Raw genomic sequence first — 21,148 nt, forward strand, 5'->3', positions numbered from 1 at the left:
CACGCTGAGGAAGGTGTTCTCTCTTGTGGGCGTTAGCCCAAGAAGGGGGCGCCTTCCTTTGTGTCGTACGTGGGATATTGTTGAGTGAGGGGTCAATGAGAGTACTGCTGCGAACATGTATTGCATCTTCGGATGCATATTCCTTCTAGGGTATATGCGCATATTTAGACCGATTCTTGCCCCTTATGGAAAGCATCGAGAATATAAGGGTATGATTAAAGTCTAGGGATAAAGGGACTATAGAGGGCGACCTGATATGACGCTGTTGAACACTTCTGGTGTGTTGGTAATTCTGACCGTGATTTTGCTGCTGTGGTTTGTACCCAGGAGTCTCCATCGAGCGCCCGCAGGTTCCGTCATGGAGCCTGAGCGTCCCTTGATTAGCGCCGAGCGTACCGCTGAGGACATTCTTGCCTCTGCAGGTGTGCTGCTGAATGAGTCGGATGCGTACCAGTCTTCCGATTATGCGGTGGCGCCGGGTACCTCTCTGCCCTCTTCTGCTCTTTCGCAGGCTTCTTCCTCTCACGCTGTCGATGACTCCGCTCAGCCTGCTCTGGATACGGCTTCTATTTCGCAGATTCGCGAATCTTCTCCCACTGCGCCCTATACCGATGGAATCCCTGTAGTGGAGGAGGTAAAGCCCTCCGCCCTGTCTTACTTTGACACCTCAAGCCCGAGTGGTATTGGCCTGCTGGTTGCTGTTGCATTGGCTGGTTTGGGCCTTCTGAGTGGCGTTCTTGCTCTCTTTGGTGTTGCGGCGTGGGGTTGGGCTGTTCTCTTCCTGATTCTTGCCGGTGGCGTGTGGGCTGTGAGCCGCTTCGGTCTGCTGGAGTCTGCGAGTGATCAGATTAAGGCTCGTCGTGCTGCTCGTCTTGCTGCGGCATCTGAGGAGGAGCCCGGTGAAGAGGATGCCGAAGATTCTGATGAGGACGAAGTGCCTGCCGGTAGTGCCGACGAGTCTGCGGAGGCGCGGGTTCAGGACCCGATCGAAGAAGAGAAAACCCCCGCTCGCTCCGCTACCCGCAAGTCCGTACACGGCATGAACCGCGAGGCAGCACGCCCGAGCCGCGCACATGCTGCAGTGGAGGCATCTGAGGGTGCACCCGAGGTGGCTGCTCGCGAGGAGGCGCCCGCGCCTTCTCAGGCTGTTCGTCCTGTTCGCCCGGCACCCGCTCGTTTTGCCGCAACTAGCTCTGCCGAGTCGCCTGCGGCTCATCGCCCTGAGCATCGCCAGCAGCGTCCGAGCCGCTTCCAGCCGATTCGCCGGGGTAGCGTGCTCTTCGATCAGGAGAGTGGCTCGGATACTTCCTCCGCGGCTGCGCCTCGTACCGCGGGGCAACCTCAGGTTGTACAGGCGTATGTTGGGCAGGCTCAGGCGGTACAGACTCCTATTTCACAGCATCAGCCCGTTCAGAAGGCTCCGGCACCTGTCGCCCAGCCGGTAGCGCCTCAGCCTGCTCAGGTTCAGCAGGATTCCGCTCAGGCACCTGCACAGTCGATGGCAGCTGCCGTACAGCAGCCGGCAATTCATCCTGATCAGCCGGTGGCTCGCCAGGCTCTGCGCGACGGTTCACCCGTCCGCCAGGTAGCTGCGGCTCCTGCCGCTCAGCCGATTCCTGAAGAGATTCCTCTGCCGGATGTCCTGGATGATTCCGAGTTCGATACGCTGGATATCGCCTCGCTGAACGACCCGGCTCTCTCGACCGGTGCTACCTCGACCGTTGGTGTTCGTTCGACGAGCCGTCACCCTGGTGCTGGCTCCTCCTTTGAGGCTGTGAGCAACACCTGGAACCCGGTTCAGTTGCCCAAGCCGCTGAGCGCCCTGCACCGCCAGGATCAGGATAAGAAGTAAGCTCTGCGGTCACTACATGTAAAACCCCCGACATGTCGTACTGTCGGGGGTTTCGCGTCCCTGGGTAATAGGGACGGTTAAAAAGAAAAAGGAACCCCGTCTATGGGGTTCCTTTTCTAGCATCACACACAGGAAGAAAGCCTTCTAGACCGACTAGGAAGGCCTTCCCACAAGACCTGCCCTATTCGGTAATAAAAATATATCCTAATTCCTGCACCTGGTACAAGCTGAAAATAGTGACACCCTGTCAATAAACTAAGGTTTACCTAAGTAAAATCCTTGTTATTGCAGGCGACAAGGGGCAATAACCCCTGGCTGAAAAAAATTTAAAAAAATTTTAGCCCCCTCCGTACGTTGAATAAGAAGCCTCAAAGAACCTTGCAATCAGGCTAATATTGCCCACTCATGAGAAAATAGCCAGATGAAAGATTGGTTTGACGCACTCCCGATTGAGGTAGCCCTAGCAATCATGTGGGGTGTCGGCATTGTTCGCACCAGCATTGTCTACGGCCTCGGAGTGTTGACCGCAGAAGGGGGATCCCGCTTTGATCGCATCCGCAAAGCCATGGATAGCCCGCTCTACCGCAAAGCGCGCGCCTTCATCAACCGATGGGGCGTTATTGCCGTGCCCCTCTGCTTTCTTACCGTGGGTCTGCAAACCGCGGTCATCATCACGACCGGCTTTACGAAAATGCCGCTGCGTCGCTGGGTTCCCGCGATGCTGGTCGGAACCTTCATATGGGCGTGTATCTACACCACCATCGGTTTCGCAATTCTTGCCGCGCTCGGCCTGGAACCGTGGATGTTCCCGGTCGCCCTCGCCATTGTTATTACGGTGCTGGTCATTGCGGCTCAGCTGCGCGAACGCCGCATTAACCGCGAAACCGTTGAGAACGCTACGGCAAACATTACCGAGAACTAGTCCTGCCTCCAACAGGGGATAGGTGCACTATCTCCCCGGGTTGAGGCCGCTTACCTGACCCCAATACCCCCGCCCAAGATGTGCTAGCGTGGAGGGATGACTTCATCCGCACCCTCCACCGTAGGTACCCCCGAAGAGCAGCCCGCCAACGACCCCGCTCTCACCGCAATCGACCCCGAGCTGAGCGCGCCTGAAAACGCTACCGACGAGGTAGAAACCGAAGCGCTCACCGAGGCCCCCACCCGCGTGTACCTGCATCCCGAGCAGCTGGCAATGATTCAGACTCCGGAGGCTTTGCCCATCCCCGTGATACAGCGCTCTGTGCTGCGTGTTAGCTACGTTCCGGCGATTATGCCCGGCAAGTGGTTCAACCGCTGGCATGAGCGTTACGGCGACCGCGTGCAGCTGGCGGAGGTACCCGTGCGTGAGGCGCGCGGCCTGGACTCCCTACATCAGGATTTGTGCCTGATTGATCCCGCCGCTAACCTCCCTGCTGGATCTTCAGAAGAGGGAACCTCCGAGGTGCCTGCCGAAGTTGCCGAGCACTCTCCCATTGAGTGTAAGGACGTACCCGAGAATCCCTTCGCACACATGAGCATTGTGCGCCCCGACCGCGAACCGGTAAGCACCGACGGCGAGAAGTACCACAGCATCCGCCTCTACGAGGAACTGCCCGTGGTCATTCTGCCGGTGGATCATGTGCTCACCGTACTTGATGAGGTGCCCGTGGAGGAGCTTGCCGAAGAGTTCCTGTTGCAACCGGCCTCCGATATTCCCGCCTATGAGGAAGTATCCCGCGCCTGGCGTGAGAACGCAGGTCGCATTGTGCCCGAAGGTCTGACCGATAAGGAAACCATCGAGCTGGTTGCCGCCGGTGTGGGCCTGTACATTGTGCCCATGTCCATTGCGCGTTTCTACCACCGCAAGGACCTCACCTACCGCCCCGTTGCGGGCTTGGACGTCTACCCGGTGCACCTGGTGTGGCCGCGTGCCCCCAAGGGCGAGCCGCGCAGCGAAGAGCTTGAAGCGCTCCTGCAGGACTTCATCGGTATTGTGCGTGGCCGCACCGCAACCAGTGACCGCGGCAGCGAAACCCGGCAGGCACGCGCTGAACGCGTCGCCGCCGAAAAAGCAAAGGCAAAAGCGAAGGCACGAGCCGCCAACGCCCGCCGTGAAGCACGCGATAAAAAACGCGCCAACGCCAAGAAAAACGGTAACGCACGCCAGCACTCCCGACAGACCGCCAAAGCCGCCAGTGCACGCCGCGGCAAGAAACGCTAAAGAACGATAGACGGTAAAATCAAACCATGGCATTAGCAATGGAAACCCGCCCCGCAGCCTACGCAGTCATCATTGAGCAGGGCAAGCTGCTCATGACCCGCTGGGTGCCCGAAGACCGCGCACTCAGCCCTCTCTGGTCCCTGCCCGGAGGCGGCATGGAACCCGGCGAACAGGCCGATGAAACCGCGCTGAGGGAAACCCTTGAAGAGACTGGCTATAGCGTCGCTATTGAAGACATTCTGGGCGTGCACGCCGGGCACTTCCCCGTGCGCTCCACCCAGAAAGACCCGCAAGCGCTGCCTTTCTGCGCCCTGCGGGTGGTTTTCCGTGCCCATATTGTCACCGGCGAACTGCGCCATGAAATTAACGGTTCCTCCGACACCGCACGCTGGGTACCCATCGCTGAGCTAGATACCATCCGCTACGGTACTCTCATAGACGAGGTAGCCTCCATGATGGGCTACTCCAATGCCGCCAGCTGGGCACGCGAATACCGCGAATTTCTTGCCGACGAAAATGCACGGAAGCTTCCCTAATGAACCGACTAACCATCACCCGCCGTGCGGTGTTCACCTCCCTGGTGCTCATGCCGCTGCTCGCCGCCTGCGGGAATAATGACGCAACCCCCCAGATGGATCTTTCCGCATCCAGCTACGGTACTCTGCGCATCGGCTACGGTGCCCTGCGTGAAATGCGTGCTGTGGCGCACCTGTACGCGCGCGCCCTGCGACAGGTTGGCTACTCCGTTGAACTAGTTGACACCGACAACAGCCGCGCTACCGCCCTGCGCGGGCTCATGGTTCCTTCGGCTAACTCCGCCACCCCTACCGCAACTTTGCCCGACGATGAGGAAACCGGTAGCACCGCAGCCGCGCTTGAATCGTTGGACCTGGTTATCGACTACAGCGGCGACCTGCTGCTTTACCTGACCGACGACGGAAAAATCAGCCCCGCCGCAGCGCAGAACGAACGCATCGCGGCCTCCATGAGCGCCTCCGCTCAAGCCGCAGGCGTGACCCTGCCCCCGGCAGCTACCCCCAACCCGGAGGAGAGCACCGCCTCCGCGCATGCTACGGACGCAACCGCGAGCCCCACGGCAAGCTCTACCCGCTCCGCAGACCCCATCAACCTGCGTGCCATGAGCACCACCGACATGACCAACGCCATCTCGCGTATCCTGCCCGAAGAGCTCATGCTCCTCAACGGTGCCCATGCCACCAACAAGGATGTACTGGTCACCACCCGCGCCGTGAGTGCCCGCCACAAGCTCAACTCCCTCGCGAACCTGCGTGAGGTACACTCTTCTCTGGCGTTCTCCATTCCGACCGGGTACTCCAGCGGCACCTACGGCGTGGATTCTTTGCATAGCCTCTACCGCTACCGTGTGCACAACCCGAAGATTCAGGACAACCCTGCCGAGCGCGTTAAAGCCCTGACCTCCGACAGCGTGCAGGTGACCCTGCTGCACAGCAGCGACTCCGCGATTGAAGAGAACCGCCTGGTTATCCTGGAAGACCCGTCAACGGCACTTTTGCAGCAGCAGTTGGTGCCCATTATTCGTCGTGCCCTGCCAGATAGCGCCCGTACGGCAATTAACCGCGTATCATCTACATTAGACACGGGTAACCTCTCGTTCCTATTGCGTCTGACCAGCGGATCCAACCCCATCGCAGATGATGACGCAGCGCAATTCATTTTGGATCACCCTAGAAAGTAAATCATCATGACGAAGTACCGTCAGTCCTCAAAGTTGAGCAACGTCCTGTACGACATCCGCGGCCCCATTCTGGACGAGGCCAATCGCATGGAGGCGATGGGTCACCGCATCCTCAAACTGAACATTGGTAACCCCGCCCCCTTCGGCTTTGAAGCGCCCGACGCCATCATGATGGACATCATTCGTCACCTGCCCGAAACCCAGGGCTACTCCGACTCCCGCGGCCTCTACTCGGCACGTACCGCCATTGTGCAGCACTACCAGAACCGCGGCATTATGAATCTTGACACCGACGCCGTCTACCTCGGCAACGGCGTGTCTGAGCTAATCCCGATGACCCTGCAGGCACTGTGCGAGACCGGCGACGAAATCCTGGTTCCCATGCCTGACTATCCGCTGTGGACCGCATCCACTGCGCTGGTTGCCGGCAAGCCCGTGCACTACCTCTGCGATGAGGAAAACAACTGGTACCCGGATATTGAAGACATTAAGTCGAAGATTACCGAGCGCACCAAGGGCATCGTGGTTATTAACCCGAACAACCCCACCGGCGCCGTGTACCCACGCGCAGTCCTGCAACAGATTGTGGACGTGGCACTCGAGCACAATCTGGTGGTCTTCGCTGATGAAATCTACGAAAAGATTACCTATGACGATGTTGAGGTTGTCAACATGGCAACCCTCACCGGCGACGACGTGCTCTGCCTGACCTTCTCCGGTCTGTCCAAGGCATACCGCGTCTGCGGTTACCGTGCAGGCTGGGTCGCTATCACCGGCCCGAAGAAGGACGCCGCAAGCTACCTTGAGGGTATTCACCTGCTCGCCTCCATGCGCCTGTGCTCCAACGTTCCGGCACAGCACGCAATCCAGACCGCGCTCGGCGGCTACCAGTCCATTAACGAGCTGATTATTCCCGGCGGCCGCCTGTACGAGCAGCGCACCCTGGCGCACAAGATGCTCAACGAGATTGACGGCATCAGCTGCACCAACGCCGAAGGCGCACTGTACCTGTTTCCGAAGATTGATGTTGAGCGCTTCGACATTACTGACGATGAGCAGTTCGTCCTGGACCTGCTTAAGAGCCAGAAGATCCTCTTCAGCCACGGCCGCGCCTTCAACTGGAAGGATCCGGACCACTTCCGCCTGGTGTTCCTGCCCGATACGCAGACCCTCACCAGCGCCCTGGAGCGTCTGGGTAACTTCATGGCTGACTACAAGCAGAAGCACTAGCCCTCCCGCCTCTGCTACATATAGACAGAAGTAGCCTGCCCCGCAGTTCTGATGAGCTACGGGGCAGGCTATTTTTAGTGGCTTAGCGGATGCGTGATGCGCCAGAGAGCCGAGGAACGCGCCGGGGGGGCGTGCTAGTTCGCCGCAGGCTCCCCGCCCTGCGCACCAGCCTGCACACCGCGTGCCGCGTTCAGGCGCTCCTGTGCGCCCTGCAGCCACGCCTCGCAGCGGGCGGCTAGTGCCTCGCCACGCTCCCACAGGGCGATGGAGGTTTCTAGGTCACTGGCGCCGGACTCCAGCTGGCGCACGACCTGCTCCAGCTCGGCACGCGCCTGCTCATAGCCGAGGGTTTCGATGGGTGCGCCCAGTTCGGCGCTGTTGAAGCTAATGTTCTCGCTCATTGAGGAACCTTTCAGAGGTAAAAACTAGGGGTAAAACTTAGGGGTATCGAGGTTTAGGAGATGTTTGAGGGATCCCTGGAGTTTACGGTCGCCTGCGCCGAACCGACCGCCGCGCGCACCGTAATCTGCTCGCCCTCGCTCAGTGCCGAAGCGTCACGCACAATAGCGCCCGCGGCATCCTGAACGATGGAGTAGCCGCGGTTGAGCGTCTGCGCAGGTGAGAGCGACCGCACCCGTGCCAACGTATGCGATAGGGTTGCTGACTCGCGCTCCAGACGGTGATGCACCGAACGGTGCGCACGCTCGCGCAGCTGGCTCAGCTCCTCCACACGCATGAGCAGGGAGGACTCCGGATGGGTGAGCACCGGGCGGCTACGCAGCTGGGCAATGTAGTTCATCTGCATGCCCACGTAGCCGAGCACCGCTCGGTCCAGGCGGGCGCGCGCCTCGATGATACGGGCGGTTTCCTCCGAAATATCGGGCACAATGCGCTTACCCGCATCGGTGGGGGTGGAGGCGCGCAGGTCGGCGACCGCATCGAGGATGGGGGAGTCCGCCTCGTGACCGATTGCCGAGACCACCGGGGTGGTGGCTGCTGCGACAGCGCGGATGAGGGCTTCCTCGGAGAAGGGCAACAAGTCCTCGAAGGATCCGCCGCCTCGGGCGATGACGATGACGTCCACTTCCGGGTGGGCATCCAGCTCGGTAAGAGCCGCAATGACCTCAGCCGCCGCGCCTTCACCTTGAACGCGGGTATTGCGCACTTCGAAGACCACGCCGGGCCAGCGCAGGGAGGCGTTGCGGATAACGTCCTTCTCCGCATCAGAATCGCGACCGGTGATTAGACCGACCCTGTTCGGTAGCATGGGTAGCGGCTTCTTTCGCGCGTCAGAGAACAGCCCCTCGGCGGCGAGAGCTTCACGTAGACGCTGCAGCTGCTCATGCAGGTTGCCGGTGCCGACCGCGTACACTTCCTTGCCGATGAGGGAGAGTTTGCCGTTCTTCCACAGGCTCGGCTTGGCGCGGGTGACGATGCGAGCGCCTACGGTCACATCAGCTGCCAGGCCGCTACCGGCACGCCCGAAGAGTGCGAGGGTGAAGGAGAAGTCTTCGTTGAGGTCCTTGAGCTCCATGAAGACGTTGCCGCCGCGGCCGTTGAGGGAGGCGACCTGCGCCTCCACCCAGAGCTCGGGAACCTTGTCTACATAGTTTTTGAGGTTCTGCGCGAGCAGGGCGAGGGGCCAGGGGTTGGTGGCGGTGGTTTCCTGAGACTTCCCGGGAAGCTGCCGCTCGTGCACGGGCGGCACCACCAGCGCGGGTGCCGGCTGCGCTGCGGAGGGGTTGTAGAAGTTCATACTCTCTATTGTCCCTGATTGGTCGGTTATGCGCCTGCGCACAGGTCAGCCTGGCGACTCGGGTAGCTTGCACGCAGTGCAGGCAGAACTTAGCTTCTGGCGCATTCTGCGGGTCTGAATCGGCTTTGAACACTGTGAGCGGGTACCCTAGGCTCATGCGCTCACCCGATCAGTCAGCACATCAGAACAACGCCCTCAACACCGCCGCGGCTTCGTCAGCGGCGGGTACTGGCGCGCAAAACTATCCGGCGGACGCGACCCGAGTCGTCGACACCCGGATTACCCGCACGGACGGCTACTATACGGCGGATGAAGACACCACCCTGCTACAGCCTACCCGCACGCTCGGCCACGCCGCAGCCCCCACCAAGGCTGAACTGCAGGCCGCCCCGGAGCCTCCCTTCGCGGCAGGTTTGCGGAGGTTCCTGACCGTTGTGCTGTGCGCCCTTGCCCTGGTGACCGGCCTGGGCGCAACCACGGGTGCCTGGGTGAACTCAAAGCTCATGTCAGAGCGTGGTTTCTCGCAGATTTCCTCCAACCTGGCGGAGGACTCGCAGCTTGCCTCGCGCATTGCGGACGGTGCGGTAGAAGACCTCATGAACTCCGAGGCTATGACAACCTTCCTCGACGGCACCAAAGCAAGCGGCTTATACTCCATTCTTGTAAAGCCGACACAAGACGGCATACGTTCCCTGCTCAACCGTTCCGCGGCTGAGCTGTCAAAAACTGAAGAATATCGAAGCCTCTGGAAGGAAATCGCCGAGGAAACTCGCCGCTACAACCTTGAACACCAGGACGGCCCCGCCGTCATTGTGCTCACCCCCTTCTACCGTGCGCTGGATGCGAAGGTCGGCTCTATCGGCTCCTTCGACCCGGACCTGACGAAGCTCGGCCCTGAAACCCTCAACATTGACCGGGTGAAGGACGGCAACAGCCAGCAGGACCAGCAGGAGTGGTACCTGCACGCCGGCATTAACCGTGCCGCCGCGCTGGGCAAGTCCACCGTGCCGCTGACCATCATCTCGGTGCTGAGCCTGCTGCTGGCTATGTTGCTGGCACCCCGGCACCGCATCCTGGTGCCCGTGGTTACGGCTCTGCTCTACGCCCTGCTGGGATGGGGCGCCGCAGCCTGGTTAGGCGGCCAGAGCCCCGAATCCCTAGGAATTACCAGCCACAGCACCGCCGGAACGGCGCTGATTACCGGGATATGGAACCAGCTCGCACCGTCACTGACCGGGCATCTGGAGGCGGCGGCAAGCTACGGGCTGGTCCTGGCAATTCTCGCCCTGCTGCTCGGTATCCTGATTCGCCTCACCGCCCTGGGCCGTAGCCCTGCGAGCGGTGCCACAGTCATCACACACTAAAAGTCCGAACAACGTAGGATAGTAACCATGTCCACTGAAACTATTGCCCTGGGCCTGCCGCCCGTACCCCGCGAGCGCCGCAGCCGTGCCGAGGTTGAAGCCGCCGCACCCGTCACCGGTGAGAAGAAAGTCCTGCTCGCCACTCCGCGCGGTTACTGCGCAGGCGTTGACCGTGCCGTGATTGCTGTTGAGAAGGCGCTGGAGCACTACGGTGCGCCCGTCTACGTGCGTAAGCAGATTGTTCACAATCGCCACGTGGTGGAGACCCTGGAAAAGCAGGGCGCTATCTTCGTTGATGAAGTGGATGAAGTTCCCGAAGGTTCCGTGACCGTGTTCTCGGCGCACGGCGTGTCCCCGGCAGTGGTTTCCGCAGCCGGCGAGCGCGCCCTGAACACCATTGACGCGACCTGCCCGCTGGTGAACAAGGTGCACCGCGAGGCTGTGCGCTTCGCTAAGCAGGACTACGACATCCTGCTCATCGGTCACACCGGCCACGAAGAGGTCGAGGGTACCGCCGGTGAGGCGCCCGAGCACATCCAGATCGTGAACTCGCCCGACGAAGTGGACCAGGTGACCGTTCGCAACCCGGAGAAGGTCGTCTGGATTTCTCAGACCACCCTGTCCGTGGATGAGACCCTGGAAACCGTGGCGCGTCTGCGTGAGCGTTTCCCCTCCCTGCAGGATCCGCCCTCGGACGACATCTGCTACGCAACCTCCAACCGCCAGGGCGCCATCAAGGAGATCGCTCCGCGCGCAGACCTGGTGATTGTGGTGGGTTCGGCGAACTCCTCGAACTCCGTGCGCCTGAAGGAAGTAGCACTTGAATACGGCGCTAAGCGTGCCGAGCGTGTGGACTTCGCACACCAGGTGGACGAGTCCTGGTTCGAGGGCGTGGCGACCGTGGGCCTGACCTCCGGCGCGTCCGTGCCCGAGGTCCTGGTTCAGGAGGTTCTGGCTCTGCTCGCCGAGTACGGCTACAGCACCATCGAAGAGGTGGAGACCGCGAAGGAAGACATTCTCTTCTCCCTGCCGAAGGAACTGCGTTCCGCCCTGAAGAACGATGAGAACGTGGGCCGCCAGCTCGGTGGCCGCGGCGCTAAGCCCACTCGCTAATACTTTTTAGCTTATGACCCCGTGTCCTCTTCCCCCGTGTGGGGAGAAGACACGGGGTTTTTCGTGTCTGAGGATGAGCGGGCAAGGACGCTTGCGCAGCTTCACGTTCACGCTACGCGGGAGAGTGCACCCTCTGCGGAGCTGGGGAGCCTTGAGGACGGAGTGCCCGCTTCGCGTAACTGACCGACACGTTCGCATATCCTCAACTCATGACATTTGTCATGGGCAGGTCATGACACTCTGTACCGCACCGGTGTGAAAACCGGCGGTGTAATAGAAACATGAACACCGCAGTACTTCAGAACAGCACGCAAAATATCGCAGAAACCGTTATTTCCGCCCGCTCCCTCCGCCAGGTTTTCTCCACCCGTGCGGCAGACACCGTGGTCGCTGTCGACTCGATTGACCTGACCATCAAGCGCGGCGAAATCATCGCATTGCTCGGCCCCAACGGCGCAGGCAAGACCACCCTCATTGACATGATTCTTGGTTTGACCCAGCCCAGCGGCGGTGAGTTGAGCGTCTTCGGCCGCAACGCCTCCGAGGTGGCACGCGCCGGTCTACTCGGTGCGGTTCAGCAGACCGGTGGCCTGCTCAAGGACTTGACGATTCGCGCCACGGTCGAGATGATTGCCGCCCTGTACCCCAAGCCCATTGATGTGGATGAGGTACTCGCCGGCGCCGACCTGACCGAGATTGCTAAGCGCAAGGTCGGCAAGTGCTCGGGCGGTCAGCAGCAGCGTCTGCGTTACGCCTTGGCGACTATGCACTCGCCGGAACTGCTAATCCTGGACGAGCCGACCTCCGGCATGGACGTGAATGCGCGCCGTACCTTCTGGGAGCGTATGGAAGCCATCGCCGAGCGTGGAACGACCATTCTTTTTGCGACGCACTACCTGGAAGAAGCGCAGAATTTCGCCCAGCGCATTGTGCTTATGGAATCCGGCTCTATCATCGCTGACGGCTCCTCCGACGAGATCCGTGCACTGACCGGCCACCGCCACCTCAGCTTCCTCGCAGCCGCACCCATCACCGACCTGGACGTGCCGGTTGAGGTTACCGAAGAGTCCGGCGGGTACCGCCACCGCATCTCCGTGCTGGAAATTGAACAGGTACTGCGCACTCTGCTGAACAACTACAGCATCACCGACCTGGAGGTCACCAAGCCCTCCCTGGACGATTCCTTCACCCTGCTGACTGAGCAGGCCGCCGCCTCCAAGGCATCCGAAGCCTAAACACCACACCGCCTCAACATCACACCGCCGTTACATACTTTCAAGGAAAATATCATGCTCCGCTACGCACTCTACGACATCCGCGCTTCTCTCTTCTCTATGGACCGTTTCTTCTTCGGCGTGGCACTGCCTATCGTCTTCTTCCTGCTCTTTGGCGCGATGCAGGAGTATGCCTCCCAGCCGATGGGCGAGGGCAACGTAGCTGCATACGTCATGATTGGCATGGCGCTATACGGTGCCGTGCAGAACACCGTAGCAATTAGCGGCAGCACCGTCACCGAGCTGTCGAGCGGCTGGAACCGCCAGCTGGCATTGACCCCGCTGACCACCGGCAAGTACCTGGGTGCGAAGACATTGACCGCGCTGGTGATTTCTGCGGTGCCGGTGATTGCGGTGAATATTGTGGGCATGTTTACCGGTGTGGAGATGCCGCTGAACCAGCAGCTTGCGGCTGGTGCCCTGACGGTGATGTGTGGTCTGGTATTCGCTTTCTACGGCATCATGATGGGTCTGCTGATTCGTAACGAGAACGCCGTGTCTATTGCGAACGGTCTGCTGGTGGTTATGAGCTTTTTCGGTACCGTGTTCTCCCCACTAAGCACCGACCTGCTGAACTACGCCCGCTTCACTCCGCTGTACGGTGCCGCTGAGATTGCCCGCTACCCCTTCGCCGCAGGTCAGACCATTATTCTGGGTGGTGAGGACTGGTTCGTCACCGAGCCTCTCTGGTACGCCGTGGTGAGCCTGGTCGTGTGGGCGGCGATCTTCCTGGGTGTTTCTGCCCTGCTGATGCGCCGCGCAACCCGCCGCTAAATGCTTCTTTCCGCTGCAGTCTCAAGAGTTCCGTAGTATCAGGGGCTCCCGAGGCTGCGGCGGAAGCCATACCCACTCACACCACATCTACTAACACAGCCGCGCCGGTGGTATCTGCACCCGAGGCACCCGCACGTTAGGCTAGACCCATGACCGAAACCCACACCCACCCGAACGAATACCCTCATGCAGAGAACGAGGCGGCCCCCTCCGCCGCGCAGCACCCCCTGGGCAAGAACCGCTTCCGTTTCCTCCACCGCGAACGCCGCGGCAGCGTGAACTGGCTGGCGCTGGGCTTCAGCGCCCCGTGGCTGGTGTTTCTGCTCATGCCGCTAGATAGCTTCCTCACCGCCCCGGAGCTGGCGCATATACGCTGGATCGGTGTGGCGCTGGTGGCGCTGTTCGCGGTGGTGAACTGCTCAGCGTACGCGGTGCCGTGGCTGGTTCCGGTCGCCTCCACAATGCGCCGAAACGTCATCTGGACGATGCTGATGGCACTGCCCGTGGCTGGTCTGACGGTACTGCGGGTGGAATCGGCATATATGGTGTTCCTGGCGTTCAGTATGTACTTTGTGGCGTTCTGGATTTTTGGCACAATCGCCCCGTACCGCCTGCGCTTGGGCGTAGCGGCGACGATTGCCGTGGCCTGCTGGTTAATTTTTGTGGCGGGTACCGGTTTTGATGTCACCGCGCATGGCGGTAGTTCCCTCTTTATTGGTGCGCCGATGGCGGGGTTGCTGGGCTTCTCCTACTTGATTGAGCTCGGTGAACGTGCGGACGTAGCGCGTGCCTCCCTGGCGCTCTCTGAGGAACGTGAAGAGATTGCCCGTGACGTGCACGACGTGCTGGGCCACTCCCTGACCGTCATCACCCTCAAAGCGGAGCTGGCACAGCGCCTGCTGGAGATTGACCCCGCCCGCGCCGGTGCGGAGATGGAGGCTATCGTGCAGCTGTCCCGCGCATCCCTGGCGGAGGTTCGTTCAACCGTGACGCGTCTGCGTGTGCCTGATTTCTCGGGCGAGATTGAGGGTGCGGGTCGTGCCCTACAGACTGCCGGTATTCGCGCCGAACTGCCGGAGGCTCAGAGTGCGCTCGCGGTGGCTGGTGTGAACGCGAAGCTGTTCTCCTGGGTTCTGCGTGAGGCGGTGACGAACATGGTGCGCCACTCGGGCGCGAACGCGGCTCGGGTGCGTCTGAGCGCAACCGGTCTGGACATCATCGATAACGGCGTGGGTGTGGGTGATGCCCGTGGTAACGGTCTGACGGGTATGGGTCAGCGTGTGGCGGCCTCCGGCGGTAGCGTGGTGATTGAGACGGCACCCGAGCAGTGGCTGGAGGAGAACCCTGCTGGTGGGGTGGGCACCCGCATCCGTGTGAGCATGGATGGCGATACCTCACTGCTGTAGGTAGATGCTGCAGATTGTGGAACTTAGTGCCGCGCCCTAGACGGGTAAGCTACCCACCCCTGTATGGTGGTGGTAGACAACCTATCACGGTTGTTCCGCCCGGTATGTTCTGCCCGTCTTCAGCCCTGGGAGGCTTCCATGATTCGTGTTCTGCTCGCTGACGATCAGCAGCTCATCCGTGAGGCTCTTGCCGCCCTACTGGGTCTGGAGGTTGATCTGCAGATTGTGGGTCAGGTCGGTAGTGGCGACGAGGTGCTGGGTGCTGTCGCACTGTTGCAGCCGGACGTGGTGCTGTTGGACGTGCAGATGCCCGGCACTTTGCTGACTGATGGTATTGAGGCGGCTGCGGCGCTGCGTAATGCGGGTGCTTTGAGCGAGTCGGGTGAGCCGGTGCGCACTCTGATTGTGACGACTTTTGGCCGCCCTGGCTATGTGCGCCGCGCGCTGGAGGCTGGTGCGAGTGGTTTTGTAGTGAAGGATACGGGTGCTCGCCAGTTGGCGGAGGCGATTCGTCGTGTGCATGCGGGGTTGCGTGTGGTGGATCCGTCGTTGGCGGCGGATTCTTTGGTGACGGGTGCTTCTCCGTTGACGGAGCGTGAGGCGCAGGTGCTGCGTGAGGCGGCATCGGGCGGTACGGCTCAGCAGATTGCAGCGGCGTTGTTTTTGTCGGCTGGTACGGTGCGTAATTATTTGTCGGCGGCAATGGCGAAGACGGGTGCGTCGACGCGTCAGGATGCGGTGCGTATAGCCACGGAGAACGGCTGGCTCTAGCCCCCTGATCTCATCAACCAGGGCGGCTCCTGCGTGAACACGGTAGAATGGTAGTGTTTATGTCCGCAGGCGCCCCGCACCCGTTTCTTCCTGAGACTTGCGGTGCCGCGCTTGGAAGCGGGCACCATTTTCGCCCTGTGCCCTCCCACACCCGCCGCATCACTTACGCGGCGCATCCTGAGTGTATGGCGGGGTACATGATTCGAAGGAAAACTTGTGGCTCTAACTATCGGCATCGTTGGCCTGCCTAATGTGGGCAAGTCCACCCTGTTCAACGCTCTGACCGGCAACACTGTGCTGGCGGCTAACTACCCGTTCGCGACCATTGACCCGAACGTGGGCGTGGTGAACCTGCCGGATGTGCGTCTGAACCGCCTGGCTGAGATTTTTGGTTCGGAGCGTATTCTGCCTGCGACTGTTTCGTTTGTTGATATTGCGGGTATTGTGAAGGGCGCTTCTGAGGGTGAGGGCCTGGGTAACAAGTTCCTCGCGAATATTCGTGAGGCGCACGCTATCGCCCAGGTGGTGCGTGCGTTTGATGACCCGGACGTCATTCACGTGGACGGCAAGGTTGATCCCGCCTCCGATATGGAGACCATTAACACTGAGCTGATTCTGGCTGACCTGCAGACTCTGGAGAACGCTATTCCGCGTCTGGAGAAGGCTGTGAAGATTAAGAAGGGTGACGCCGCTCAGCTGGAGACCTACAAAGCCGCGCAGAAGATCCTGGAGGATGGTGACACCATCATTTCTCGTGTGAAGGACGCGAAGCTGGAGCTGGCTCACTTGAAGGAGCTGAACCTGCTGACTGCTAAGCCGTTCATTTACGTTTTCAACGCTGATGAGGGCATTCTGGCCTCTGAGGAGAAGCAGCAGGAGCTGCGTGACATGGTGGCACCGGCTGAGGCTGTGTTCTTGGATGCGAAGCTGGAGGCTGATCTGGTGGAGCTGTCTGAGGAGGAGGCTCGCGAGATGCTGGAGATGAACGGTCAGGATGAGTCCGGCCTGGACCAGCTGGCTCGTGTGGGCTTCTCGACCCTGGGTCTGCAAACTTATCTGACTGCTGGCCCGAAGGAGGCCCGCGCCTGGACTATTTATAAGGGTGATACTGCGCCGCAGGCTGCTGGCGTGATTCACTCTGACTTTGAGCGTGGCTTCATTAAGGCTGAGGTTGTGTCTTTCACTGACCTGGATGAGGCTGGCTCCATGGTGGAGGCGAAGGCTCGCGGTAAGGTCCGTATGGAGGGCAAGGACTACGTCATGCAGGACGGCGACGTGGTCGAGTTCCGTTTCAACGTCTAAGCCGTAAAAACATAAAAGCGGAGCCCAGCACTGTGCACAGTGCTGGGCTCCGCTTTTATGTTTGTTGGCTTCTTCTGAAGAATCTGGTTGGGATATCTTCTTGTTTGACTCTATAGGATGACAAGATAGAAAGCTGTCTTCCGAAATATTTGTGACAGATTATTGCACGCAAAATATGACCTTTTTTGAGCTGTGTGATTCATTGCATAAAATAAAGTTATGACGAAACCACATCTGGTAGCGTCTAACTATTAGCACGGCAAATATGACGGGCAGCAAAACCAGTCAGATCAGTCAACAGAGAAAGCTGATTGTGGATGCCACCGAGGGCACCTTGACTATATTGCTTACTGCATCGTGCATAACCGTTATTAACCATCTCGGATTTTTACGAAAGAGGCTCCAAATGAGCAACAACGCTATCCCCCAGACTGCAAAGCAGCGCGAGCACGACGAGAACAAGGCTGAAGAGACCAAGGAACCCCGCGGTCCTCTCCAGACCGAGCACGGTATTACCACCATTGATGAGAGCGTCGTCGCAAAGATTGCTGGCATGGCAGCTCGTGAAATCCCCGGCGTCTACGACATGGGCAATGCTGTTCGCCGTGCGTTTAGCGCTGTGACCGACCGTATCCCCAACGCTCAGACCAACGTCGCTGGCGGCATTAGCGTCCAGAAGGGTGAGACCCAGGCAGCTATCGAGGTTACCGTAGTCGTCGAGTATGGTGTCTCCATCGTTGAGGTTTCCGACGCAATTCGTCGCAACGTTATCGAGCAGCTTGAGGGCACCACCGGTCTTGAGATTGTTGAGGTCAACATCAACGTTACCGACGTTCACCTGCCCGAGGATGACTCTGACAAGTCTGAGGACACCGACCTCAAGTAACCCGCATCCAACGCCTTAATCTAAGGAGTTCTTATGAAGACAACGCACCTGGCCCTCCTAGTGGGCCTGTTCCTTGGAGCCGTTCTTGCCTTCGGTTCTTTCGGAACGTTTGTTCTGGTAGCCCTGTGTGGCTTTGCCGGATGGGCCGTAGGCCTCTGCATGGAGGGCCGGGTCGATGTCCGAAGCCTCCTGGACGGGCGAAAGAAGTGACGATGGTGACCGCGAACCAGCGTATAAACACGCAGCTAAGTGCTTCCCAGGAAGAACGTTCTTCCTGGGAGCACCGCGGCACCACCACCATCCCCGCGCGACTCGTTGCAAAGATTGCAGCTGAGGCTGCAAACGAAAGCGCCAATGTTGGCTCAAATGCTGGAGGTGTACTGGGAATTGGTACCCGCCACAACTTCGACTCGCGCCCTGAAGCCCAATGTGAACTCTACGGCCAGGTAGCAGTCCTGCACCTGGACATCGGACTGGTCTTCCCCGCACCTTTGTCCCCCATCATCGAACATCTACGCACACACGTGCGTAATCGCGTTGAGTACCTCACGGGGCTTAGTGTGGGCAAGATTAACATTGAGATATCCTGGCTCAATCCGAGTAGCCACGTTAGGAAGAGCCTTAAATGAGTACACCTGTTCCGAAACTAATTCGTCGTCCCTCGCGAAGCATCCCTAACATCCTGTTGGCTCTGGTATTGCTCGCCTTGGGAGGACTGGTGGTTTGGCTTGCGGTTCACCGAATGGTGAACGGTGCCTGGCCTGAGTCTATGGTGGGTACCCTCACCGCTATTGGTTCTACCACTCTTGGCTCCATCACGGCTATTATCTTCGCCATCATCTTGGCGGGGTGCGGTCTGGCTATGATCATTGGCGCTGTGTGGCCTGGACTTCCGGATCGCCTGGAAATTTTCCCCGACGATATTCCCGGTCAGACTGTCGCAAAACGCCGAGACTTGGCTAACCTCATTCAGACCCAGATTGAGCAGCTTGACGGCGTCCACTCCGCTATCGTTACTGCTAACGGCTCCCGCGTAGACGTTATTGTCTATAGCGTCTTGGACGACCTCGGCCCCGTGCGTGAAGCTGCGCGGAAGAAGACCAACGAAGTGCTAAAGATGCTTGCACCCGTGGGTATTGTACGTACTCGCGTGCGGATTAAGCATATTAGCTAAAGGAGATAGGAATATGCGTTCAGTTTCTGGTGTTTTGAATAGAACTGTCCTGGCCATCTTTGGGCTTCTCCTTGTAGTAGCGTCCTTTTGGCTTTTAGCTTCGGGTTTCAATGCTCGTCAGACTTGGCCTGAAATTGCACCTTACCTGGCCTCTGCACAGGACCCGATAGCTAGCTTTATCGGACCCATGGTGCACACACCCTGGTTCCTGCCTGTAGTAGCACTGGTATCAGTACTTATTATCATTGCTGGCTTGTTCATGCTGGTTGCACAGGTTCCCCGTAAAGCTACTACTTCTCCTTTGAAGTTTAGCGGTTCTGAGGGTGTGCTGATGGCTACTTTGGCACCTGAGGTTCTGGCGCAGGCTCTGTCTGAGCGTGCTCGAGAAGTCCCTGGTGTGGAAAAGTGCGCTGTCTGGGTTACTGGTTCCCCGAAGAGCCTGTGGGTTCAGGCAGAGGCTACTGTCTCTCAGGAGTGTGAGGTTGAGTGGGCTATTGCTGAACTGAAGAACCGACTTAACAATGATGTGGCAGTATCTTTCGGCGCGACCCCCAAGCAGATTGACGTTCTAGTACGGCTGGAGCGTTCTTCGAAGCAGCGTAATGTCTCCGAGTCTGTAACTGGCCATCATGCACCCGAAATCACGGGAGAGAGCATTGGCGCGTAACCCTCAGAGCGAGGTGACGCTGGAACCTCAGCCCCATCAGTACCCCACTGCGCAGCTGAGTGCTTTGTCTGATTCAACGCAGGACGAGGATCGATACCTCGTTCTGCGTGCTCAGGACGGAGATATTGACGCCTTTGAGAAGCTTGTTAAGCGTTATCAAGGGCGTCTCTTTCGCTCTGCATATATGATTGTTCGGAACCGTCAGGACAGTGAGGATATTGTTCAAGACACCCTTGTCCAAGCTTGGGGTAGCCTTCATCTAGTTCGGGAACCGGCAGCTTTTCGTGGCTGGATTATGCAGATTTGCACTAATAAAGCTACTAGTATGGTGCGTAAGCGTCAGCGTCGAGCCACTGATCCTTATGACGCAGAAGGGCTCGAAGGCGTGAGCGGTGCGGCTGAGATGACGTCGAGCAGTACCGCTGACCCGGCTGATTCCAGTGAAGTTAATGCGCAGATTCAGGCCCTTGCCAATCTTTTGGCGTCCGTGGAGCCTGAACTGCGTGTAGTGTGGATTCTTCGAGAAATCGATGAAATGTCATATGAAGAGATTGCCAAGACACTAAACCTGACAGTTTCGACCGTCCGTGGGAGGCTGGCACGAGCCCGTTCTCTCATCATACGCCTGATGAAGGAGTGGGCTTGAGTAAATCCAACAACCTCTCAAATAAGGTCCGACACTCAGCAGCGTCGGCAAAATCACTCTCACGCTCGCATGAGCAGGACAATCTGGACACCCATGAATATCTGAGTCTCATCGCCTCCCTCCACAAGGAATGGGACCGGCTAGAGGCTATGGGAAGTACCTCGGTTATGCCGCGGCCCCGTTCCATAATGGACGCTATTATCGCTGAGACTCGACACGGTACTCAGGTGGAAATGCCCGATACAGATTTGGGTCCCTACAGCATGTCTGAGTTTTCGTTGAGGGCCCTTATTCGCCGCATTGTAGACTCAGTACCCGGTGCACGTTCCTTGCGTTCTTCTTTCGAGCACGCACCTTCAAGCGAAGAACATCGCGGTCTGGGGGTTCCGGAGGGTGTATCTTGCCGAATCTCGGCGTATGCTCCCATTAAAAGCTTACCGCAGCTGGCCCAGCAAGTGCGTGATGCCGTCCGCGAAGCCTGCTATGAGAACCTGGGAATCTCCCCGACGGTCAACGTACATATCGAGGATATTCATCATGACGACTAACTTCTCTGCTGCCGAGCTACTCCGGCTTGTCACTGCCATTCCCGGAGTACGAGGAATCGAACCTGGATTGGGTAGCACCCTGAAAGTAATCGGTAGCCGCATGCCGCAGGCCCGATTTGGCGTAATCATTGAATCAGGCTCGCGTCAAGCTACTATTGAGGTCAGTATTGATGGATCCAGGCCGGTCAAAGATATCGTACGAGATATCCAAGAGACTGTCATTCATTCGCTGTCTCAATCGCAACAATACGACGAAGAACATACAAACTCTAAAACCTTAGACTCAACCGGTAGCGATAACGACAATACCCCGCAGGTTAGGGTGAGGGTCCAGTCCCTCCTGTAGGGGGGGGGTCAACCTCAGAAAACAACGGAGCCCCGCACTACAGCTCGTAGTGCGGGGCTCCGCCCTATTAACCCTCGCGCGCCACAAAAAGCAGCTACCGGGTGTAAGTCTTATTGACC

Annotated in this window: 22 protein-coding genes; 20 read left to right on the forward strand and 2 right to left on the reverse strand. The window is 59.0% G+C overall.

Features of this window, described 5'->3' with window-relative positions; translation table 11 throughout:
- Positions 1–256 precede the first annotated feature (256 nt).
- The 6 genes from ACUXHH_RS02440 (at position 257) to ACUXHH_RS02465 (ending at position 7,002) form a co-directional block, all read left to right on the forward strand.
- Positions 257–1,852 carry a hypothetical protein gene (locus ACUXHH_RS02440; RefSeq protein WP_458390743.1) on the forward strand — a complete coding sequence of 532 codons (1,596 nt, stop codon included), beginning with the start codon at positions 257–259 and terminating at the stop codon, positions 1,850–1,852.
- 421 nt (positions 1,853–2,273) lie between these two features.
- A complete protein-coding gene (locus tag ACUXHH_RS02445) occupies positions 2,274–2,774 on the forward strand; it encodes a DedA family protein (RefSeq protein WP_279741192.1) in 501 nt (166 codons plus the stop codon).
- 96 nt (positions 2,775–2,870) lie between these two features.
- Positions 2,871–4,055: a LysR substrate-binding domain-containing protein gene (locus ACUXHH_RS02450; RefSeq protein WP_458390744.1), complete on the forward strand. Its 1,185-nt coding sequence runs from the start codon at positions 2,871–2,873 to the stop codon at positions 4,053–4,055.
- Between the two features lie 26 nt (positions 4,056–4,081).
- Positions 4,082–4,591: an NUDIX domain-containing protein gene (locus tag ACUXHH_RS02455; RefSeq protein WP_005508451.1), complete on the forward strand. Its 510-nt coding sequence runs from the start codon at positions 4,082–4,084 to the stop codon at positions 4,589–4,591.
- Complete coding sequence (locus ACUXHH_RS02460; RefSeq protein WP_279755108.1) at positions 4,591–5,772, forward strand: glycine betaine ABC transporter substrate-binding protein; 1,182 nt, start codon at positions 4,591–4,593, stop codon at positions 5,770–5,772. The genes ACUXHH_RS02455 and ACUXHH_RS02460 overlap by 1 nt, the downstream gene beginning before the upstream one ends.
- 6 nt (positions 5,773–5,778) lie before the next feature.
- On the forward strand, positions 5,779–7,002 hold the full coding sequence (locus tag ACUXHH_RS02465) for a pyridoxal phosphate-dependent aminotransferase (RefSeq protein WP_458390745.1): 1,224 nt from the start codon (positions 5,779–5,781) through the stop codon (positions 7,000–7,002).
- A gap of 134 nt (positions 7,003–7,136) precedes the next feature.
- On the opposite strand, the gene ACUXHH_RS02470 is transcribed toward ACUXHH_RS02465, so the two are convergent.
- Together ACUXHH_RS02470 and xseA are read right to left on the reverse strand one after the other, a co-directional pair.
- Positions 7,137–7,403: an exodeoxyribonuclease VII small subunit gene (locus tag ACUXHH_RS02470; RefSeq protein WP_279755110.1), complete on the reverse strand. Its 267-nt coding sequence runs from the start codon at positions 7,401–7,403 to the stop codon at positions 7,137–7,139.
- Between the two features lie 53 nt (positions 7,404–7,456).
- Positions 7,457–8,758, reverse strand: coding sequence for an exodeoxyribonuclease VII large subunit (gene xseA, locus ACUXHH_RS02475; protein WP_458390746.1), 1,302 nt, complete (start codon positions 8,756–8,758; stop codon positions 7,457–7,459).
- A gap of 155 nt (positions 8,759–8,913) precedes the next feature.
- Between xseA and ACUXHH_RS02480 the strand changes: the two genes are divergently transcribed.
- The 14 genes from ACUXHH_RS02480 (at position 8,914) to ACUXHH_RS02545 (ending at position 21,029) form a co-directional block, all read left to right on the forward strand.
- Positions 8,914–10,122, forward strand: coding sequence for a dehydrogenase (locus ACUXHH_RS02480; protein WP_458390747.1), 1,209 nt, complete (start codon positions 8,914–8,916; stop codon positions 10,120–10,122).
- Between the two features lie 27 nt (positions 10,123–10,149).
- Entirely contained in the window at positions 10,150–11,235 is a 1,086-nt protein-coding gene (locus tag ACUXHH_RS02485; protein WP_314909402.1) for a 4-hydroxy-3-methylbut-2-enyl diphosphate reductase, read from the forward strand.
- 281 nt (positions 11,236–11,516) lie between these two features.
- A complete protein-coding gene (locus ACUXHH_RS02490; RefSeq protein ID WP_458390748.1) occupies positions 11,517–12,470 on the forward strand; it encodes an ATP-binding cassette domain-containing protein in 954 nt (317 codons plus the stop codon).
- Between the two features lie 54 nt (positions 12,471–12,524).
- Positions 12,525–13,283 (forward strand): ABC transporter permease, encoded by a 759-nt coding sequence (locus ACUXHH_RS02495; RefSeq protein WP_458390749.1) that lies wholly within the window; start codon positions 12,525–12,527, stop codon positions 13,281–13,283.
- 149 nt (positions 13,284–13,432) lie between these two features.
- Positions 13,433–14,689 (forward strand): sensor histidine kinase, encoded by a 1,257-nt coding sequence (locus tag ACUXHH_RS02500; RefSeq protein ID WP_458390750.1) that lies wholly within the window; start codon positions 13,433–13,435, stop codon positions 14,687–14,689.
- A 138-nt stretch (positions 14,690–14,827) separates the two neighbouring features.
- A complete protein-coding gene (locus ACUXHH_RS02505) occupies positions 14,828–15,460 on the forward strand; it encodes a response regulator transcription factor (RefSeq protein ID WP_279755117.1) in 633 nt (210 codons plus the stop codon).
- A 216-nt stretch (positions 15,461–15,676) separates the two neighbouring features.
- Positions 15,677–16,762, forward strand: a complete 1,086-nt coding sequence (gene ychF, locus ACUXHH_RS02510; RefSeq protein ID WP_279741172.1) for a redox-regulated ATPase YchF — start codon at positions 15,677–15,679, stop codon at positions 16,760–16,762.
- Positions 16,763–17,168: 406 nt separating this feature from the next.
- Positions 17,169–17,648: an Asp23/Gls24 family envelope stress response protein gene (locus ACUXHH_RS02515; RefSeq protein WP_279741171.1), complete on the forward strand. Its 480-nt coding sequence runs from the start codon at positions 17,169–17,171 to the stop codon at positions 17,646–17,648.
- Positions 17,649–17,860: 212 nt separating this feature from the next.
- The gene (locus ACUXHH_RS02520; RefSeq protein WP_279741170.1) at positions 17,861–18,277 is read left to right on the forward strand and encodes an Asp23/Gls24 family envelope stress response protein; all 417 of its coding nucleotides are present in this window, start codon (positions 17,861–17,863) and stop codon (positions 18,275–18,277) included.
- The gene (locus ACUXHH_RS02525) at positions 18,274–18,822 is read left to right on the forward strand and encodes a DUF6286 domain-containing protein (RefSeq protein WP_279789685.1); all 549 of its coding nucleotides are present in this window, start codon (positions 18,274–18,276) and stop codon (positions 18,820–18,822) included. Before ACUXHH_RS02520 ends, ACUXHH_RS02525 begins: the two co-directional genes overlap by 4 nt.
- Positions 18,823–19,009: 187 nt before the next feature.
- On the forward strand, positions 19,010–19,489 hold the full coding sequence (locus tag ACUXHH_RS02530; RefSeq protein WP_458390751.1) for a hypothetical protein: 480 nt from the start codon (positions 19,010–19,012) through the stop codon (positions 19,487–19,489).
- On the forward strand, positions 19,452–20,135 hold the full coding sequence (locus tag ACUXHH_RS02535) for an RNA polymerase sigma factor (RefSeq protein ID WP_458390752.1): 684 nt from the start codon (positions 19,452–19,454) through the stop codon (positions 20,133–20,135). The genes ACUXHH_RS02530 and ACUXHH_RS02535 overlap by 38 nt, the downstream gene beginning before the upstream one ends.
- A 149-nt stretch (positions 20,136–20,284) precedes the next feature.
- Positions 20,285–20,683 carry an Asp23/Gls24 family envelope stress response protein gene (locus ACUXHH_RS02540; RefSeq protein ID WP_458390753.1) on the forward strand — a complete coding sequence of 133 codons (399 nt, stop codon included), beginning with the start codon at positions 20,285–20,287 and terminating at the stop codon, positions 20,681–20,683.
- Positions 20,673–21,029 carry a transcriptional regulator gene (locus ACUXHH_RS02545; RefSeq protein WP_458390754.1) on the forward strand — a complete coding sequence of 119 codons (357 nt, stop codon included), beginning with the start codon at positions 20,673–20,675 and terminating at the stop codon, positions 21,027–21,029. Before ACUXHH_RS02540 ends, ACUXHH_RS02545 begins: the two co-directional genes overlap by 11 nt.
- Positions 21,030–21,148 lie beyond the last annotated feature (119 nt).

This window comes from Rothia sp. 110740021-2, from assembly GCF_054263775.1.

Excerpts from the sequence above, each read along its gene's own strand:
- ACUXHH_RS02440 (WP_458390743.1), top strand. The coding sequence starts at position 257 with ATGACGCTGTTGAACACTTCTGGTGTGTTGGTAATTCTGACCGTGATT.
- ACUXHH_RS02445 (WP_279741192.1), top strand. The coding sequence starts at position 2,274 with ATGAAAGATTGGTTTGACGCACTCCCGATTGAGGTAGCCCTAGCAATC.
- ACUXHH_RS02450 (WP_458390744.1), top strand. The coding sequence starts at position 2,871 with ATGACTTCATCCGCACCCTCCACCGTAGGTACCCCCGAAGAGCAGCCC.
- ACUXHH_RS02455 (WP_005508451.1), top strand. The coding sequence starts at position 4,082 with ATGGCATTAGCAATGGAAACCCGCCCCGCAGCCTACGCAGTCATCATT.
- ACUXHH_RS02460 (WP_279755108.1), top strand. The coding sequence starts at position 4,591 with ATGAACCGACTAACCATCACCCGCCGTGCGGTGTTCACCTCCCTGGTG.
- ACUXHH_RS02465 (WP_458390745.1), top strand. The coding sequence starts at position 5,779 with ATGACGAAGTACCGTCAGTCCTCAAAGTTGAGCAACGTCCTGTACGAC.
- ACUXHH_RS02470 (WP_279755110.1), bottom strand. The coding sequence starts at position 7,403 with ATGAGCGAGAACATTAGCTTCAACAGCGCCGAACTGGGCGCACCCATC.
- xseA (WP_458390746.1), bottom strand. The coding sequence starts at position 8,758 with ATGAACTTCTACAACCCCTCCGCAGCGCAGCCGGCACCCGCGCTGGTG.
- ACUXHH_RS02480 (WP_458390747.1), top strand. The coding sequence starts at position 8,914 with ATGCGCTCACCCGATCAGTCAGCACATCAGAACAACGCCCTCAACACC.
- ACUXHH_RS02485 (WP_314909402.1), top strand. The coding sequence starts at position 10,150 with ATGTCCACTGAAACTATTGCCCTGGGCCTGCCGCCCGTACCCCGCGAG.
- ACUXHH_RS02490 (WP_458390748.1), top strand. The coding sequence starts at position 11,517 with ATGAACACCGCAGTACTTCAGAACAGCACGCAAAATATCGCAGAAACC.
- ACUXHH_RS02495 (WP_458390749.1), top strand. The coding sequence starts at position 12,525 with ATGCTCCGCTACGCACTCTACGACATCCGCGCTTCTCTCTTCTCTATG.
- ACUXHH_RS02500 (WP_458390750.1), top strand. The coding sequence starts at position 13,433 with ATGACCGAAACCCACACCCACCCGAACGAATACCCTCATGCAGAGAAC.
- ACUXHH_RS02505 (WP_279755117.1), top strand. The coding sequence starts at position 14,828 with ATGATTCGTGTTCTGCTCGCTGACGATCAGCAGCTCATCCGTGAGGCT.
- ACUXHH_RS02515 (WP_279741171.1), top strand. The coding sequence starts at position 17,169 with ATGAGCAACAACGCTATCCCCCAGACTGCAAAGCAGCGCGAGCACGAC.
- ACUXHH_RS02520 (WP_279741170.1), top strand. The coding sequence starts at position 17,861 with ATGGTGACCGCGAACCAGCGTATAAACACGCAGCTAAGTGCTTCCCAG.
- ACUXHH_RS02525 (WP_279789685.1), top strand. The coding sequence starts at position 18,274 with ATGAGTACACCTGTTCCGAAACTAATTCGTCGTCCCTCGCGAAGCATC.
- ACUXHH_RS02530 (WP_458390751.1), top strand. The coding sequence starts at position 19,010 with ATGGTGCACACACCCTGGTTCCTGCCTGTAGTAGCACTGGTATCAGTA.
- ACUXHH_RS02535 (WP_458390752.1), top strand. The coding sequence starts at position 19,452 with ATGCACCCGAAATCACGGGAGAGAGCATTGGCGCGTAACCCTCAGAGC.
- ACUXHH_RS02540 (WP_458390753.1), top strand. The coding sequence starts at position 20,285 with ATGGGAAGTACCTCGGTTATGCCGCGGCCCCGTTCCATAATGGACGCT.
- ACUXHH_RS02545 (WP_458390754.1), top strand. The coding sequence starts at position 20,673 with ATGACGACTAACTTCTCTGCTGCCGAGCTACTCCGGCTTGTCACTGCC.